Origin of the sequence: Mycobacterium sp. DL592 (assembly GCF_011694515.1) — a bacterium.
Taxonomy (GTDB): domain Bacteria; phylum Actinomycetota; class Actinomycetes; order Mycobacteriales; family Mycobacteriaceae; genus Mycobacterium.
Genome location: NZ_CP050192.1, coordinates 3,644,138 through 3,661,369 on the forward strand (window position 1 = coordinate 3,644,138; position 17,232 = coordinate 3,661,369).

Genomic DNA, 17,232 nt, shown 5'->3' on the forward strand with positions numbered 1-17,232 from the left:
ATGACGGTGCTACAAGGGCTGATCGAGAGCCCCGGGACGTGGACGCTGGCGCCCACGAGGTCCGCCGTGCGGTTCACCAACAAGACCCTGTGGGGCCTGGTGCCGGTGAACGGCGAATTCACCGACGTGAGCGGGCACGGTGAGATTGGCGCGAACGGCGCGGTGTCCGGCCGGATCGTCATCCGGGTGGCGTCGCTGAAAACGGGGATCGGCAAACGTGACGAGCATCTGCGTGCGGACGACTTCTTCGCTGCCGGCGCGCATCCCGACATCACCGTCGTCGTCACCGCGGCCGAGCCCACCGGTGAGCGCAGCGCCGACCTGCGCGCCGACCTCACGGTGCGGGGTACGACCGAAACCCTGACGCTGCCCGCCACCATCGAGCGACTCGGCGACGACACTGTGCGGGTGTCGACGCGAACCGCCGTCGACCGGAGGCGCTTCGGTGTCGGCGGCAACCCGCTGGGCATGCTGCCGACCACCACCACGCTGTCGGCCGATCTCGTCTTCACCAAAGGGTGACCGCTAAACCGCAGACCGGGCAGGGATTTTCGCAGTAGCATCGGCGGCGTGTCTGGCTCCGGCGCGCAGCCCATCCACATCCTGGTGTACAGCAGCAATGCGCGTACCCGCGAGCAGGTTCGGCTGGCGCTGGGCAAGCGGGTGCATCCGGAACTGCCGGAGCTGACCTACACCGACGTCGCCACCGGGCCCATGGTGATCCAGCTGATGGACCGCGGCGGATTCGACTTGGTGATCCTCGACGGCGAGTCCGCCCCGGTCGGCGGCCTGGGCATCGCCAAGCAGCTCAAGGACGAGATCGACGACTGCCCGCCGGTGCTGGTGCTGACCGGCCGGCCCGACGATGCCTGGCTGGCCAACTGGTCGCGGGCCGAGGCTGCGGTACCGCACCCGATCGACCCGATCCGGCTGGGCGAGGCCGTGGTGGGGCTGTTGCGCGCGCCGGTTCAGTAGCCAAACGCCAATTAGACTGTCGCTCTTGCCCTCTCATTTCGAGGCGGGCAGCGCCCAGTTCTTGGAGCGACTCTAACGAAAACCCGTCGGCCCACGTCACAAGATCGCTAGGCTGTGTCATAGCTCACATCGACAAGCCCAAGCGAGGAGTGGCATCGCGGTATGAGTCTCTACACACCCATCTTGGTGCTGGCAGCCATTGCGGCGGGTTTTGCGGTGGTGTCTGTGGTCATCGCCCTGGTTATCGGCCCGCGGCGGTACAACCGAGCCAAGCTCGAGGCCTATGAGTGCGGTATCGAGCCGGTCGCCGGCGGGGCGATCGGCCAGCGCTTTCCCATCAAGTACTACCTGACCGCGATGTTGTTCATCGTCTTCGACATCGAGATCGTCTTCCTCTACCCGTGGGCGGTCGCGTTCGACCAACTCGGCACTTTCGCGCTGGTGGAGATGCTGATCTTCATGGCCACGGTGTTCGTGGCCTACGGGTACGTGTGGCGGCGAGGCGGTCTGGAATGGGACTAGAAGAGCAGCTGCCGGGCGGCATCCTGCTGTCCACAGTCGAGAAGGTCGCCGGGTTCGTCCGGAAAGGGTCGCTGTGGCCGGCGACGTTCGGGCTGGCGTGCTGCGCCATCGAGATGATGGCGACGGCCGGGCCGCGCTTCGACATCGCCCGGTTCGGGATGGAACGCTTCTCGGCTACCCCGCGGCAGGCCGACCTGATGATCGTCGCGGGCCGGGTGAGCCAGAAGATGGGTCCGGTCCTGCGGCAGGTCTACGACCAGATGGCCGAACCCAAATGGGTCCTGGCGATGGGCGTATGCGCCTCCAGCGGCGGAATGTTCAACAACTACGCGGTGGTGCAGGGCGTCGACCACATCGTGCCGGTCGACATCTACCTGCCGGGCTGCCCGCCGCGGCCGGAGATGCTGCTACACGCGATCCTGACGCTGCACGCCAAGATCGCCGAGATGCCGCTGGGCGTGCACCGCGACGAGGTGGTGGCGGCCGCCGAGCAGGCTGCCCTGTCGGCCAAGCCCACCATCGAACTCAAGGGCCTGCTGCGGTGAGCGAGGGCGACGAGAGGATCGGGCCCAGCGGGCCCGGTGAAGTCATCGGCGTGCGCCGGGGCATGTTCGGTATCAACGGCAGCGGCGACACCTCCGGTTACGGCCGCCTGGTGCGCGAGGTCGCCCTGCCCGGCAGCACACCGCGCCCCTACGGCGGCTACTTCGACGAGCTCGTCGACCGGCTCGCCGAGGTCCTGGGAGCCGAATTGTTCGCCGCCGCCGTCCAACGGGTGGTGGTGTTCCGCGACCAGCTGACCCTCGACATCGCCCGCGACCACCTGCCCGCGGTGGCGTCGGCGTTGCGCGACGACGAGGCGCTGCGCTTCGAATTGTCTTGCGGGGTCTCGGGGGTGCACTACCCCGACGATTCGGGCCGGGAACTGCGCGCGTTCTACCCGCTGTTGTCGATCACCCACAACCGGCGGGTCCAGCTGGAGGTGGCCTGCCCGGACGCCGATCCCCATATCCCGTCGTTGTTTTCGGTGTATCCGACCTGCGACTGGCACGAGCGGGAGACCTACGACTTCTTCGGCATCATCTTCGACGGCCATCCCGGGCTGACCCGCATCGAGATGCCCGACGACTGGGCGGGCCACCCGCAGCGGAAGGACTACCCGCTGGGCGGAATACCGGTGGAGTATCACGGCGCCCAGATCCCCCCACCGGACGAGCGCAGGTCGTATCACTGATGAGCACACATATCGACGACGAGGATGGCGTGGTCGTCCTGGGTGGACAGGACTGGGACGAGTTGGTGGCCGCCGCCCGCCAGGGTGAGGTCGGCGAACGGATCGTGGTCAACATGGGTCCCCAGCACCCCTCGACCCACGGTGTGCTGCGGCTGATCCTGGAGATCGAGGGCGAGACGGTCACCGAAGCCCGTTGCGGCATCGGCTATCTGCACACCGGAATCGAGAAGAACCTCGAGTACCGCAACTGGACGCAGGGCGTGACGTTCGTGACCCGGATGGACTACCTGTCGCCGTTCTTCAACGAGACCGCGTATTGCCTTGGTGTGGAACGACTTCTGGGGATCACCGACGATATCCCGGAGCGGGCCTCGGTGATCCGGGTGATGCTGATGGAGCTGAACCGGATCTCCTCGCACCTGGTGGCGCTGGCCACCGGCGGGATGGAACTGGGTGCGATGTCACCGATGTTCTTCGGCTTCCGCGACCGCGACCTGATCCTGTCGTTCTTCGAGGCCGTCACCGGGCTGCGGATGAACAACGCCTACATCCGCCCCGGCGGGGTGGCCGCCGATCTGCCCGAGGACGGCCCGGCGCGGCTCGAGGAACTACTGCGTGTGCTGCCCGGGCACCTCGACGAACTCGGCAACCTGTTGACCGAGAGCTACATCTGGAAGGCCCGCACCCAGGGCATCGGCTATCTGGATCTGACCGGCTGCATGGCCTTGGGCATCACCGGGCCGGTGCTGCGCTCCACCGGCCTGCCGCACGATCTGCGTAAGAGCCAACCGTATTGCGGTTACGAGACTTACGACTTCGACGTCATCACCGACACCACTGCGGACTGCTACGGGCGGTATCTGATCCGGGTCAAGGAGATGTACGAGTCGGTGAAGATCGTGCGCCAGTGCCTGGAGCGGCTCGAGCCGGGCCCGGTGATGATCACCGACAAGAAGCTCGCGTGGCCGGCCGACCTCAAGCTCGGCCCCGACGGGCTGGGGAACTCCCCGGAGCACATCGCCAAGATCATGGGCACCTCGATGGAGGGGCTGATTCACCACTTCAAGCTCGTCACGGAGGGCTTCCGGGTGCCGGCGGGTCAGGTCTACATCCCGGTCGAGTCGCCCCGCGGCGAACTCGGCGTGCACATGGTGTCCGACGGCGGCACCCGCCCCTACCGGGTGCACTACCGGGATCCGTCGTTCACGAATCTGCAAGCGGTGGCGGCGATGTGCGAGGGCGGCATGGTCGCCGACGTGATCGCGTCGGTCGCCTCGATCGATCCGGTGATGGGTGGCGTGGATAGGTGAGAGCCCGATGACAATTGAACTCACGTTAGGTCCGCGGCCCGATGAACCGGGGCCGCCGGTCGGTGGGCGGGACGCCTACCCGGCCGACGTGGTGGAACGCCTGGCCGCCGACGCGGCGACCATTGTCGGACGCTACCCGCAGCCACGCTCAGCGCTGCTGCCGCTGCTGCATCTGGTGCAGGCCGAGGACGGCTACCTGACGAAGGCCGGGATCGCGTTCTGCGCCAATCAGTTAGGGCTGACCGATGCCGAGGTGACGGCGGTGGCGACGTTCTATTCGATGTACCGGCGCACACCGACCGGCGAGTATCTGGTCGGCGTATGCACCAACACGCTGTGCGCGATCATGGGTGGGGACGCCATCCTCGAGGCTCTCGAAACCGAGCTGGCGGTCCACCCGGGCCAGACCACCGCCGACGGGCGGATCACGCTCGAGCACATCGAGTGCAACGCCGCCTGCGACTACGCCCCGGTGGTGATGGTCAACTGGGAATTCTTCGACAACCAGACCCCCTCGAGTGCCCGCGAACTCGTGCAGACCCTGCGCGACGGCCAGGCCGTCACCCCCACCCGCGGTGCCCCGCTGTGCACGTTCCGTCAGACCGCCCGCACGCTTGCCGGCGTCGGCCCCGATGTCGTCGACACCAGCCTGCCCGGTGATGCCTCGCTGGCCGGCCTGCGGGTGGCCCGGGCGTTGGGTGAGGACGGCGCCCAATGACTCTCACGCCGGTGCTGAGCCGGTTCTGGGACGAACCCGAACCGTGGACCCTGGACACCTACCTTCGCCATGACGGCTACCAGGCGCTGCGCACCGCGCTGGGCATGAAACCCGACGACGTCATCACGACCGTCAAGGAATCCGGGCTGCGCGGGCGCGGCGGTGCGGGTTTTCCGACCGGGACGAAGTGGTCGTTCATCCCTCAGGAGGCCACCGGCGCCGGCGCCAAGCCGAAGTACCTGGTGATCAACGCCGACGAGTCCGAACCCGGTACCTGCAAAGACATTCCGCTGCTGTTCACCACTCCGCACTTCCTGGTGGAGGGGGCGATCATCGCGGCGTATGCGATCCGCGCCCGGCATGCGTTCATCTACGTGCGCGGTGAGGTAGTGCCGGTGCTGCGCCGCCTGCAGAACGCCGTCGCCGAGGCCTATGCGGCCGGCTACCTCGGCACCGACATCCTGGGCTCGGGATTCGACCTCGACCTGATCGTGCACGCCGGCGCCGGCGCCTACATTTGTGGTGAGGAAACGGCGCTGCTGGACTCGCTGGAGGGCCGTCGCGGTCAGCCCCGGCTGCGTCCGCCGTTCCCCGCGGTCGCCGGCCTTTACGCCTGCCCCACCGTCGTCAACAATGTCGAGTCGATCGCCAGCGTCCCGCCGATCCTGCAGCGCGGGGTCGACTGGTTCAAGTCGATGGGGACGGAGAAGTCACCCGGCTTCACGCTGTACTCGCTGTCCGGACATGTCACTCGCCCAGGCCAGTACGAGGCGCCGCTGGGTATCACGCTGCGCGAGCTGCTCGACTATGCGGGCGGTGTCCGCGCCGGGCACGAGTTGAAGTTCTGGACCCCGGGTGGTTCGTCGACTCCCCTGCTGACCGCCGAACACCTCGACGTGCCACTGGATTACGAGGGTATGGCCTCGGTCGGGTCGATGCTGGGCACCAAGGCGCTGCAGATCTTCGACGAGACGACCTGTGTGGTGCGCGCGGCGCGCCGGTGGACGCAGTTCTATGCCCACGAGTCGTGCGGTAAGTGCACGCCGTGCCGGGAGGGCACCTACTGGCTCAGCCAGATCTACGAGCGCCTGGAGACCGGCCGGGGAACCGCCGAGGATATCGACAAGCTGCTCGACATCTCCGACACCATTTTTGGAAAGTCGTTCTGCGCGTTGGGTGACGGCGCGGCCTCCCCCATCATCTCCTCGATCAAGTACTTCCGCGAGGAGTACGAGTCGCACCTGGACGGCAGCTGCCCGTTCGACCCGTACGCCTCGATGCTGGCCGCACCGGAAGGGGTGGGAGCGTGACGCAGTTCGCGGCGAACAGGCCCAAAATCGCACTCACCGCGGTCGATTTATGCGATTTTGCGCCTGCTCGCGAAGTGACGGCGGAAGGGGTGGGAGCGTGACACAGACTTCTGACACCAGTACCCACGACGCACCGCCGGTCGAGATGGTCAATCTCGTGATCGACGACGTCGAGCTGGCGGTTCCCAAGGGCACGTTGGTGATTCGTGCCGCCGAGCTGATGGGCGTGCAGATTCCCCGGTTCTGTGACCACCCGCTGCTCGATCCGGTCGGCGCCTGCCGGCAGTGCCTGGTCGAGGTGGAGGGTCAGCGTAAGCCGATGGCGAGCTGCACCATCACCGTCACCGAGGGCATGGTGGTGCGCACCCAGTACACCTCGGCGGCCGCCGACAAGGCCCAGCACGGGGTGATGGAGCTGCTGCTGATCAACCACCCGCTGGACTGCCCGGTCTGCGACAAGGGCGGTGAGTGCCCACTGCAGAACCAGGCGATGTCCAACGGGCGGGTGGAGACCCGGTTCGCTGACATCAAACGCACCTTTCCCAAGCCGATCAACCTGTCCAGCCAGGTTCTGCTCGACCGCGAGCGGTGTGTGCTGTGTGCGCGCTGCACCCGGTTCTCCAATCAGATCGCCGGGGATCCGTTCATCGAGCTGCTCGAACGCGGTGCCCTGCAACAGGTCGGGATCGCCACCGGTGAGCCGTTCGACTCGTACTTCAGTGGCAACACCGTCCAGATCTGCCCGGTCGGCGCGCTGACCGGAACCGCCTACCGGTTCCGGGCCCGCCCATTCGATCTGGTGTCCAGTCCCAGCGCCTGCGAGCACTGCGCGTCGGGCTGCGCCCAGCGCACCGATCACCGCCGCGGCGTCGTGCTGCGCCGGCTGGCCGGCGACGACCCCGAGGTCAACGAGGAGTGGAACTGCGACAAGGGCCGCTGGGCCTTCACCTACGCGACCGTCGGCGACCGGATCACCACTCCCCTGGTTCGCGACGACGACGGCGGGCTCCGGCCCGCCTCGTGGTCGGAGGCCATCGCGACGGCCGTCGCCGGGCTGACAGCAGGACGAACCGGCGTTCTGGTCGGCGGCCGGGTGACCGCCGAGGAGGCTTACGCCTACTCCAAGTTCACCCGAATGGTACTGCGCACCAACGATATCGACATGCGCAGCCGCGCGCACTCTGCTGAGGAGGCGCAGTTCCTGGCCGCCCACGTGGCGGGACGCAGGCCCGTCAGCTACGCCGACCTGGAAGCTGCGCCGGTGGTCGTGCTCGCCGGGTTCGAGCCGGAGGAAGAGTCGCCGATCGTGTTCCTGCGGTTGCGTAAGGCGGTCCGCAAACGGGGGCTCAAGGTGGTGGCGGTCGCGCCGCTGGCCTCGCGCGGATCGCAGAAGTTGGCCGCGCACCTCGTGGCGACCGCGCCGGGCGGGGAGGCTGCGGCACTCGACCGCCTCGACGAGGCGCTGCTGGCCGAGCCGGGCGCGGTGATCCTGCTCGGTGAGCGGCTGGCCACCAGTCCCGGTGCGCTGTCGGCGGCGGCACGGTTGGCGCAGCGGACCCGGGCGCGGCTGGCCTGGATTCCGCGCCGCGCCGGGGAACGCGGCGCGCTGGACGCCGGCTGCCTGCCCAACCTGCTGCCCGGCGGGCGGCCCGTCGCCGACGCGGCGGCCCGCGAACAGCTCAGCGCCGCTTGGCATGTCGACGAGTTGACCGCCGAGGCCGGCCGTGACACCACCGGCATCCTCGCCGCGGCCGCCGACAGTGAACTCGACGCGCTACTCGTCGGCGGCATCGACCCCGCCGACCTGCCCGACCCGCACGCCGCACTGGCGGCCATCGAGGCCGCCGGGTTCGTGGTGAGCCTGGAGTTGCGCGAGTCGGCGGTGACGGCGCTCGCCGACGTCGTGTTCCCGGTGGCGCCGGTGGCCGAGAAGGCGGGTTCGTTCACCAACTGGGAGGGCCGCAGCCGGCCATTCGAATCGGCGCTCCCGTCCAACGCCTTCTCCGATCTGCGGGTGCTGCAGACGATGGCCGACGAACTCGGCGCCGACCTCGGGTTCCGCACCGCCGAGCAGGCCCGCGCCGAACTGGCCGGACTGGGCGGCTGGGACGGGGCCCGGGCGCCGTCCCCCGACGTGGCGCCGGGACGGGCACCGTCGCTGGACAGTGGCGAAGCCGTGCTGGCCGGCTGGCGAATGTTGTTGGACGACGGCCGCTTACAGGACGGGGAGCCGTATCTGGCGGGAACAGCGCGGCCCGCGGTGGTGCGGTTGTCGCCGGCCACCGCGGCCGGTATCGGCGCCGCCGAGGGGCAGCTGGTCAGTGTGTCCAGCGGGCGCGGCGCGATCATCCTGCCGCTGGTGATCACCGAGATGCCTGACGGCGTGGTGTGGTTGCCGCTGCGCTCGCCCGGTAGTGCCGTCCACGACACGCTCGCCGTCACCACCGGCGCTGTGGTGCAGATCGAGCGGGAGGCGCCATGAGCTATCCGGACATGACGGTGTTCGGCCACGACCCGTGGTGGCTCATCGTGATCAAGGCGCTGGCGATCTTCGTGTTCCTGCTGCTGACCGTGCTGGTCGCGATCCTCGCCGAACGCAAGATCCTGGGCCGCATGCAGATGCGCTACGGCCCGAACCGGGTCGGCCCCTTCGGCCTGCTGCAGTCGCTGGCCGACGGGATCAAGCTGGCCCTGAAGGAGGGGCTGACGCCCACCGGGGTGGACAAGCCGATTTACCTTCTGGCACCGATCATTTCGGTGATACCGGCGATCACGGCGTTCGCCGTCATCCCGATGGGACCGGTGGTGTCGGTGTTCGGCCACCGGACTCCCCTCCAGTTGACCGACCTTCCGGTGGCAGTGCTGTTCATCCTGGCCGTCACCTCGATCGGCGTGTACGGAATCGTGTTGGCCGGGTGGGCCTCGGGATCGACCTACCCGCTGCTGGGCGGCCTGCGTTCCAGCGCCCAGGTAGTCTCCTACGAGATCGCGATGGCACTGTCGTTCGCGGCGGTGTTCGTCTACTCCGGCACCATGTCCACGTCGGGAATCGTTGCCGCCCAGGAGAAGACGTGGTACGTCTTCCTGTTGCTGCCGTCATTCGCGGTGTACGTCACCGCGATGGTCGGCGAGACCAACCGCGCCCCGTTCGACCTACCCGAGGCCGAGGGCGAATTGGTCGGCGGCTTCCACACCGAGTACAGCTCGTTGAAGTTCGCCATGTTCATGCTCGCCGAGTACGTCAACATGACCACGGTCTCGGCGCTGGCGACCACGCTGTTCCTCGGCGGCTGGCACGCTCCGTGGCCGCTGAGCCTGATTCCCGGGGCCAACACCGGCTGGCTGCCGCTGATCTGGTTCGTGGCCAAGGTGTGGACGTTCCTGTTCGTGTTCATGTGGCTGCGGGCCACCCTGCCCCGCATGCGCTACGACCAGTTCATGGCGCTGGGCTGGAAGCTGCTGATCCCGGTGTCACTGGTGTGGATCATGATCGTCGCTGTTCTGCACGCCACCGGGGTCACCGGTGTCATCCCCGGATTGATCGCCGCCGCAGCACTGCTCGCGGTCCTGCTGGCGGTCACGGCGTTGCGGCGCAGGCGGGCTGACCGTCACAGCGGCGTGCCCCCGGCGCCGCCGCCGGATGCGGGCGCGTTCCCGATACCTCCACTGCCCGGCATGCCGGGCATCGGCGCGACGACAGCCAAGGAGAAAGCCGATGCCTAAGTTCCTCGATTCCGTCAAGGGTTTCGGCGTCACGTTCGGTTCGATGTTCAAGCGCCCGATCACCGAGGGGTACCCCGAGAAGCCGGGCCCGGTGGCGCCGCGCTATCACGGCCGCCACCAACTCAACCGCTACCCTGACGGGCTGGAGAAGTGCATAGGCTGCGAGCTGTGCGCGTGGGCCTGCCCGGCCGACGCGATCTACGTCGAGGGCGCCGACAACACCGAGGCCGAACGCTTCTCCCCCGGTGAGCGCTACGGCCGGGTGTATCAGATCAACTATCTGCGGTGCATCGGCTGCGGGCTGTGCATCGAGGCCTGCCCGACCCGGGCGTTGACGATGACCAACATCTACGAGCTCGCCGACGACAACCGCGGTGATCTGATCTACGGCAAGGACAAACTGCTGGCGCCGCTGCAGCCGGGTATGCAGGCACCGCCGCACCCGATGGAGCCGGGCACGACGGATGACGACTACTACCTGGGGCGTGTGACCGGCGGGCAGGAGCGAAGCGACCCGGGGATCAGGTCGGGATCGAAGGAGGCGACCAAGTGATCACGTTGCTTGCAGCCGAAACACTCACCCGCACCTCGACATCGGAGGCGGTCGCGTTCTGGATCCTGGGCGCGATCGCCGTCGCAGGCGCCATCGGCGTCGTAGCCGCCCCCAAAGCCGTCTACGCCGCCATCTTCCTGGCCTCCACCATGATCGCGCTGGCCATGATCTACGTGGCCCAGGATGCACTGTTCCTCGGCGTCGTGCAGGTGGTGGTCTACACCGGCGCGGTGATGATGCTGTTCCTGTTCGTGTTGATGCTCATCGGTGTCGACTCCTCGGAGTCCCTGGTGGAAACTATTCGGGGACAACGTGTCGCGACGATCGTGGCCGGCCTCGGCTTCGGAAGCCTACTGATCGCCGGCATCGGGTCGGTGACCACGACGGGCTTCACCGGCCTGACGCAGGCCAACGCGGGCGGAAACGTCGAAGGCCTGGCGACCCTGATCTTCACCCGCGACCTGTGGGCCTTCGAGCTCACCAGCGCGCTGCTGATCACCGCCGCACTCGGCGCGATGGTGCTGGCTCACCGGGAACGCTTCGAGCGGCGCAAGTCGCAGCGCGAGATGGTCGTTGAGCGCTTCCGCAGCGGGCAACGGGCCACCCCGCTACCGGCACCCGGTGTCTTCGCCCGGCACAACGCCGTCGACACCTTCGCCTGGCTGCCCGACGGGTCCGACGAGGACTCCTCGGTGTCGACCATCACCCGGCGCCAATCCGTGCCGGTACCCGAGCGCAGGGACGGCGACCAGTGAACCCGGCCAACTACCTCTACCTGTCGGTGCTGCTGTTCACCATCGGCGCCTCGGGAGTGTTGTTGCGACGCAACGCCATCATCATGTTCATGTGCGTAGAGCTGATGCTCAACGCCTGCAACCTGGCGTTCGTCACGTTCTCCCGCATGCACGGCCACCTCGACGGTCAGGTGGTCGCGTTCTTCACCATGGTGGTGGCGGCCTGCGAGGTGGTGGTCGGCCTTGCGATCATCATGACGATCTTCCGGACCCGACGCAGCGCCAACGTCGACGACGCCCACCTGTTACGGCATTGAACGGCACCGCGATGGAGACCCTTCTCATCCTGACCATTGCGCTGCCCCTGGCCGGAGCCGTCGTCTTGCTGCTCGGCGGAAAGGCCACCAACGCGTGGGGCCATCTGCTGGGCTGTGCGACGGTGATCGGCGCCTTCGCCTGTGGCACAGTACTGTTCACCCACTTGCTCGGCCTGCCCGCCGAGGAACGCAGCGTGCACGAGGTGTTGTTCTCCTGGGTGCCGGTCGGGGTGCTGAAGGTCGACTTCGGCCTACAGCTCGACGCGCTGTCGGTGTGCTTCGTGCTGCTGATCACCGGGGTCGGTGCGCTGATCCACATCTACTCGGTCGGCTACATGGCGCACGATCCCGCCCGCCGTCGATTCTTCGCCTACCTCAACCTGTTCGTCGCCGCGATGCTGCTGCTCGTGCTCGCCGACAACTACCTCGGCCTCTACATGGGCTGGGAGGGCGTGGGTTTGGCGTCCTACCTGCTGATCGGGTTCTGGTCGCACAAGCCCAGCGCCGCCGCCGCGGCCAAGAAGGCATTCGTGGTCAACCGGGTCGGCGACATGGGGCTGGCGATCGCGTTGATGGTGTTGTTCGCCTCGGTCGGGTCAGTCACCTTCAGCACGGTGTTCGCCGCGGTGCCGGGCATGACCAACGGTGCGCTGACCGCCGTCGGCCTGCTGTTGCTGCTCGGCGCCTGCGGCAAGAGTGCCCAGGTGCCGCTGCAGTCCTGGCTCGGTGACGCCATGGAGGGCCCCACCCCGGTCTCGGCCCTGATCCACGCCGCGACGATGGTGACCGCCGGGGTTTACCTCATCGTGCGCTCGGGTCCGGTGTTCAATGCCGCACCGGCCGCCCAGACGGCGGTCGTCATCGTCGGCGCGGTGACATTGCTGTTCGGCGCGATCATCGGCTGCGCCAAGGATGACATCAAGAAGGCGCTGGCCGCCTCGACGATGTCGCAGATCGGCTACATGGTGCTCGCCGCGGGCCTCGGGCCGGCGGGCTACGCGGTGGCCATCATGCACCTGCTCACCCACGGCTTCTTCAAGGCCGGCCTGTTCCTCGGCGCCGGGTCGGTGATGCACGCGATGGACGACGAGACCGACATGCGCCGCTACGGCGGCCTGCGGTCGCTGCTGCCGGTCACCTTCGTGACGTTCGGGCTCGGTTATCTGGCGATCATCGGCGTGCCGCCCTTCGCCGGCTTCTTCTCCAAGGACGCCATCATCGAAACCGCCTTCAACTCAGGCGGACTCAAGGGCTGGCTGCTCGGTGGTGCCGCCCTGCTCGGCGCCGGCATCACCGCCTTCTACATGACCCGCGTCATGCTGCTGACGTTCTTCGGACAGAGGCGTTGGAAGCCCGACACCCATCCGCACGAATCCCCGCACGTGATGACGTGGCCGATGATCGTGCTGGCCGTCGGCTCGGTCGGCGCGGGCGCGCTACTGGCTGTGGGCCACACCCTGCAGAACTGGCTGGAACCGGTCGTCGGCAGCCACGAGGCCGCACACACCGTCCCGGCATGGGTCATGACCACCACCGCACTGGGTGTCGTCGCGATCGGCGTGGCCGTCGCCTACCGGCAGTACGCGATGCACAACGTTCCCCAGACCGCACCGGAGGACGTCTCGGCGCTGACGGTCGCCGCACGCCGCGACCTCTACGGCGACGCGCTCAACGAGGCGACGTTCATGCGTGGCGGTCAGGAACTGACCAAGGCGCTGGTGGTGTTCGACGACAAGGGCGTCGACGGCGCCGCCAACGGACTGGCGGCCCTGGTAGGCCGGGCGTCTCAGCGCCTCGGGCAGGTGCAGACCGGCTTCGCCCGCTCCTATGCGCTGTCGATGCTGGCCGGGGCCGCACTCGTGGTGGCCGCGGTTCTGATCAGGACATGGGGGTGAGGCGATGACGACCATCCCGTGGCTGACACTGCTGTGGGCCATCCCCGTCGCCGGCGCGGCGGTGATCATCGTGCTGCCCGCCTCACTACGCCAATTCGCCAAGTACGCCGGGCTTTTCGTCGCGCTGGCAGTGTTCGTACTGTCGCTGGTGCTGGCCGCGCGGTTCCAGCCGGGCGGTGAGCAGTTCCAGTTCGTCGAGAACCATCCATGGATCCCGTCGTTCGGCACCGGCTACATCCTCGGATTGGATGGCATCGCCCTGGTTCTGGTCGTCCTCACCGCGGTCCTGGTGCCGCTGCTGATGATCGCCGGCTGGAACGACGCCGACGACCGGCCGGGGCTCTCGGGCCGCGGGACGCACAGCTACATCGCGCTGACCCTGGCGGTCGAGGGCATGGTCCTGATGTCGCTGGCCTCCCTCGACATCCTGCTGTTCTACGTGTTCTTCGAGGCGATGCTGATCCCGATGTACTTCCTCATCGGCGGCTTCGGCAACGAGAACCGGTCGAAGGCCGCGGTGAAGTTCCTGCTGTACAACTTATTCGGCGGTCTGGTCATGCTGGCCGCCGTCATCGGCTTGTACGTGGTCACCGCCAACAGCAAGGCCTTCGACTCCGGTACGTTCGACTTCCGGGCCATCGCCGACGCGGTGTCCACCGGCAAGTTCATCCTGCAGCCCGGGGTGGCCAACCTGCTGTTCCTCGGCTTCATGTTCGCCTTCGCGGTCAAGGCCCCGCTGTGGCCGTTCCACCGCTGGTTGCCCGATGCGGCCGTGCAGGCCACCCCCGCCTCGGCGGTGTTGATGATGGCGGTGATGGACAAAGTCGGCACCTTCGGCATGCTGCGGTACTGCCTGCCGCTGTTTCCCGACTCCGCAACGTATTTCCGGCCGGTGATCATCGCGCTGGCCGTAATCGGGATCGTCTACGGCGCGATCCTGGCCATCGGCCAGACCGATGTCATGCGACTGATCGCCTACACCTCGATCAGCCACTTCGGCTTCATCATCCTGGGCATCTTCGTGATGACCAGCCAGGGCCAGGCCGGCTCCACGCTGTACATGGTCAACCACGGCATCTCGACGGCCGCGCTGTTCCTGATCGCCGGATTCCTGGTGAGCCGGCGCGGTACTCGCGTCATCGCCGCCTACGGCGGGGTGCAGAAGGTGGCGCCGGTGCTGGCCGGGACGTTCCTGATCTCCGGTCTGGCAACCCTGTCGCTGCCCGGTCTGGCGCCGTTCATCAGTGAATTCCTCGTTCTCATCGGCACATTCACGCGGTATCCGGCGTTCGCGGTCTGCGCCACCATCGCGCTGGTGCTCTCGGCGCTCTACGTGCTGTGGATGTACCAGCGGATGATGACCGGTCCGGTCACCGAGGGCAACGAGGACGTGCGCGATCTGGGCCGCCGCGAACTGGTGGTGGTGGCCCCACTGATCGCCTTGCTGATCGCGCTCGGGGTGTACCCGAAAATCGCGCTGGATGTGATCAATCCGGCCGTCACGGCGACCCTGACGTCGATCCACCAGTCGGACCCGGCTCCCACAGCCGAATTGTCTTCGCGCGAGGGCTCATCCCCAGCGGAAGGAGCACGGCCATGACGGCGCCCAGCATCGCATACAGCCAGCTGGCACCGATGTTGATCGTCTTCGGTGTGGCGGTGGCGGGCGTACTCGTCGAAGCGTTCCTGCCGCGAAAGCCCCGCTACCGGACGCAGGTCGCGTTGAGCCTGGCCGGTCTGGTGGCCGCGCTGCTCGCGGTCGCCAAGCTGGCCCGTGATCTCGGCGACGGGCTCGGGCAGTCGGCGGTGGCCGGTGCCGTCGACATCGACCGGCCCGCGCTGTTCCTGCAGGGCACCATTGTGCTGATCGGAATTCTCAGTGTGCTGCTGATCGCCGAGCGGCGCGCTCCAGCGGAATCACTCGACGGTGTAGTGGGTTTGGATGCCTTCACCGCGGACGCGTCGACGGTACCGGGCAGCGTGGCCGAGAAGGTGGCCACCAAGGCCGGTCTGATCCAGACCGAGGTCTTTCCGCTGACGATGTTCGCCATCGGCGGGATGATGCTGTTTCCGGCGGCCGGTGACTTCCTGACGATGTTCATCGCGCTGGAGGTTTTCTCGCTGCCGCTGTACCTGATGTGCGGGCTGGCCCGCCGCCGCAGGCTGCTGTCGCAGGAAGCCGCGCTGAAATACTTTCTGCTCGGGGCGTTCTCGTCGGCGTTCTTCCTGTTCGGCGTCGCGATGCTCTACGGGTTCGCCGGCACGATGAGCCTGACCGGCATCCAGCAGGCCATCGCCACCAGTAACGGCGACACCACGCTGGCTCTCGTCGGTACCGGCCTGGTCACCGTCGGCCTGCTGTTCAAAGTCGGTGCGGTGCCGTTCCATTCGTGGGTGCCCGACGTCTACCAGGGTGCCCCTACCCCGATCACCGGGTTCATGGCCGCCGCCACCAAGGTCGCCGCGTTCGGCGCGATGCTGCGGGTGTTCTACGTCGCGCTGCCTGCCCTGCACCACGGCTGGCGGCCGGTGTTGTGGGTGGTGGCCATCTTGACGATGGTCGTCGGCACGATCACCGCGGTCACCCAGACCGACGTAAAGCGGATGCTGGCCTATTCGGCGGTGGCGCACGCCGGGTTCATCATGACCGGCGTGATCGCCGGGAATCGGCCCGGGCTCTCGGCCACGCTGTTCTATCTGTTCGCCTACGCGTTCTCCACGCTGGGCGCCTTCGCGGTGGTCAGCGTGGTGCGCGACGCCAACGGTGCCGAGGAGACCTCGATGGCCCGATGGGCCGGCCTCGGGCGGCGGTATCCGATTGTCGGCGTGGTCTTTTCGCTGTTCCTGCTGGCATTCGCCGGTATCCCGCTCACCAGCGGATTCGTCAGCAAGTTCGCGGTGTTCAAGGCGGCCGGCCAGGGCGGGGCCATCCCGCTGGTGGTGGTCGGCGTGGTCGCCTCGGCGATCGCCGCCTACTTCTACGTGCGGGTGATCGTGTTGATGTTCTTCACCGACCCACCTGACGATGCCCCCGAGGTCATCACCCCGAGCTCGCTGAGCGTCGCGACCATCACCCTGACGGCGGCCATCACCTTCGCGCTCGGCGCGCTGCCGCAGCCGCTTCTGAACCTGGCGAACAATGCCGCTAGATTCTTGACTTGATGATCCTTCTGAGCGACGACCTCGGCGCGGTCCGGGTCCTGACGATGAACCGTCCCGAGGTGCGCAACGCGCTGAGCACCGAGCTGTTCGAGAATCTGTATGCCGCCCTGGGCGACGCCGACGCCGACGACTCGGTCCGCGCGGTGGTGCTCACCGGCACCGACCCGGCGTTCTGTGCGGGGGTGGATCTCAAGCAGGCCCAAAACCTCGGGATGGACTACTTCTCCCGCTTCGACAAGATGAACTGCATGAACCGTCTGGTCGAGTTGGGCAAGCCGGTGATCGGGGCGATCAACGGGGCGACGTTCACCGGCGGGTTGGAGATCGCGCTCGCGTGTGACTTCCTGATCGCTTCGGAGAGAGCGGTGTTCGCCGATACCCACGCCCGGGTCGGCATCCTGCCCGGCGGCGGAATGACCGCACGGCTGCCTCGGCTGGTCGGCTCCGGGATGGCCCGGCGGCTGTCAATGACCGGTGAGGTGGTCGACGCGGCGCGCGCCGAGAGGATCGGTCTGGTCACCGAAGTCGTTGCCCACGAACAGCTTCTGGACCGCGCACTGGAGTTGGCCGGGCAGATCGCCGAGGTTCCCGGGCCGGTGATGTCAGGCCTGAAGGAGATCTATCGCAGCGGCACGGCGGCGATCACCGACCCCGCGCTGAAGGCCGAGCGCGCGGTCGCGGCCAACTCCCACGTCGACACCGCCGAGCTTGCCGCCCGCCAGCGCGAGGTGGCCGACCGCAACAAACGCCAGATCAGCTTCGGCTGAGACCGAAACTTG

The 17,232-nt window shown here is 67.5% G+C and carries 17 protein-coding genes; all 17 read left to right on the plus strand.

The window, feature by feature from the left end; all coding sequences use genetic code 11:
* Positions 1-522, plus strand: a complete 522-nt coding sequence (locus tag HBE64_RS17530) for a YceI family protein (protein WP_167104853.1) — start codon at positions 1-3, stop codon at positions 520-522.
* A 48-nt stretch (positions 523-570) separates the two neighbouring features.
* Positions 571-975 carry a response regulator transcription factor gene (locus tag HBE64_RS17535; protein ID WP_167104856.1) on the plus strand — a complete coding sequence of 135 codons (405 nt, stop codon included), beginning with the start codon at positions 571-573 and terminating at the stop codon, positions 973-975.
* 162 nt (positions 976-1,137) lie between these two features.
* Positions 1,138-1,497, plus strand: a complete 360-nt coding sequence (locus HBE64_RS17540; protein WP_167104859.1) for an NADH-quinone oxidoreductase subunit A — start codon at positions 1,138-1,140, stop codon at positions 1,495-1,497.
* Positions 1,488-2,042 carry an NADH-quinone oxidoreductase subunit B family protein gene (locus tag HBE64_RS17545; RefSeq protein WP_167104862.1) on the plus strand — a complete coding sequence of 185 codons (555 nt, stop codon included), beginning with the start codon at positions 1,488-1,490 and terminating at the stop codon, positions 2,040-2,042. The genes HBE64_RS17540 and HBE64_RS17545 overlap by 10 nt, the downstream gene beginning before the upstream one ends.
* Before the next feature lie 62 nt (positions 2,043-2,104).
* A complete protein-coding gene (locus HBE64_RS17550) occupies positions 2,105-2,731 on the plus strand; it encodes an NADH-quinone oxidoreductase subunit C (RefSeq protein ID WP_243841678.1) in 627 nt (208 codons plus the stop codon).
* On the plus strand, positions 2,731-4,041 hold the full coding sequence (gene nuoD / locus HBE64_RS17555; RefSeq protein WP_167104869.1) for an NADH dehydrogenase (quinone) subunit D: 1,311 nt from the start codon (positions 2,731-2,733) through the stop codon (positions 4,039-4,041). Before HBE64_RS17550 ends, nuoD begins: the two co-directional genes overlap by 1 nt.
* Before the next feature lie 7 nt (positions 4,042-4,048).
* Entirely contained in the window at positions 4,049-4,759 is a 711-nt protein-coding gene (gene nuoE, locus HBE64_RS17560; RefSeq protein WP_167104871.1) for an NADH-quinone oxidoreductase subunit NuoE, read from the plus strand.
* Positions 4,756-6,069 carry an NADH-quinone oxidoreductase subunit NuoF gene (gene nuoF / locus HBE64_RS17565; protein WP_167104875.1) on the plus strand — a complete coding sequence of 438 codons (1,314 nt, stop codon included), beginning with the start codon at positions 4,756-4,758 and terminating at the stop codon, positions 6,067-6,069. Before nuoE ends, nuoF begins: the two co-directional genes overlap by 4 nt.
* Before the next feature lie 97 nt (positions 6,070-6,166).
* Positions 6,167-8,551 carry an NADH-quinone oxidoreductase subunit G gene (locus tag HBE64_RS17570; protein WP_371744003.1) on the plus strand — a complete coding sequence of 795 codons (2,385 nt, stop codon included), beginning with the start codon at positions 6,167-6,169 and terminating at the stop codon, positions 8,549-8,551.
* Positions 8,548-9,792 carry an NADH-quinone oxidoreductase subunit NuoH gene (gene nuoH / locus HBE64_RS17575; RefSeq protein ID WP_167104881.1) on the plus strand — a complete coding sequence of 415 codons (1,245 nt, stop codon included), beginning with the start codon at positions 8,548-8,550 and terminating at the stop codon, positions 9,790-9,792. Before HBE64_RS17570 ends, nuoH begins: the two co-directional genes overlap by 4 nt.
* Complete coding sequence (gene nuoI, locus HBE64_RS17580; RefSeq protein ID WP_167104884.1) at positions 9,785-10,345, plus strand: NADH-quinone oxidoreductase subunit NuoI; 561 nt, start codon at positions 9,785-9,787, stop codon at positions 10,343-10,345. The genes nuoH and nuoI overlap by 8 nt, the downstream gene beginning before the upstream one ends.
* Positions 10,342-11,100: an NADH-quinone oxidoreductase subunit J gene (locus tag HBE64_RS17585; RefSeq protein WP_167104887.1), complete on the plus strand. Its 759-nt coding sequence runs from the start codon at positions 10,342-10,344 to the stop codon at positions 11,098-11,100. Before nuoI ends, HBE64_RS17585 begins: the two co-directional genes overlap by 4 nt.
* Complete coding sequence (nuoK, locus tag HBE64_RS17590) at positions 11,097-11,396, plus strand: NADH-quinone oxidoreductase subunit NuoK (RefSeq protein WP_167104890.1); 300 nt, start codon at positions 11,097-11,099, stop codon at positions 11,394-11,396. Before HBE64_RS17585 ends, nuoK begins: the two co-directional genes overlap by 4 nt.
* 11 nt (positions 11,397-11,407) lie before the next feature.
* Positions 11,408-13,291 (plus strand): NADH-quinone oxidoreductase subunit L, encoded by a 1,884-nt coding sequence (gene nuoL / locus HBE64_RS17595; protein WP_167104893.1) that lies wholly within the window; start codon positions 11,408-11,410, stop codon positions 13,289-13,291.
* 4 nt (positions 13,292-13,295) lie between these two features.
* Complete coding sequence (locus tag HBE64_RS17600) at positions 13,296-14,891, plus strand: NADH-quinone oxidoreductase subunit M (RefSeq protein WP_167104896.1); 1,596 nt, start codon at positions 13,296-13,298, stop codon at positions 14,889-14,891.
* Positions 14,888-16,453 (plus strand): NADH-quinone oxidoreductase subunit NuoN, encoded by a 1,566-nt coding sequence (gene nuoN, locus HBE64_RS17605; RefSeq protein ID WP_167104899.1) that lies wholly within the window; start codon positions 14,888-14,890, stop codon positions 16,451-16,453. The genes HBE64_RS17600 and nuoN overlap by 4 nt, the downstream gene beginning before the upstream one ends.
* Entirely contained in the window at positions 16,453-17,220 is a 768-nt protein-coding gene (locus HBE64_RS17610) for an enoyl-CoA hydratase (protein ID WP_208300499.1), read from the plus strand. The genes nuoN and HBE64_RS17610 overlap by 1 nt, the downstream gene beginning before the upstream one ends.
* Positions 17,221-17,232: the final 12 nt, after the last annotated feature.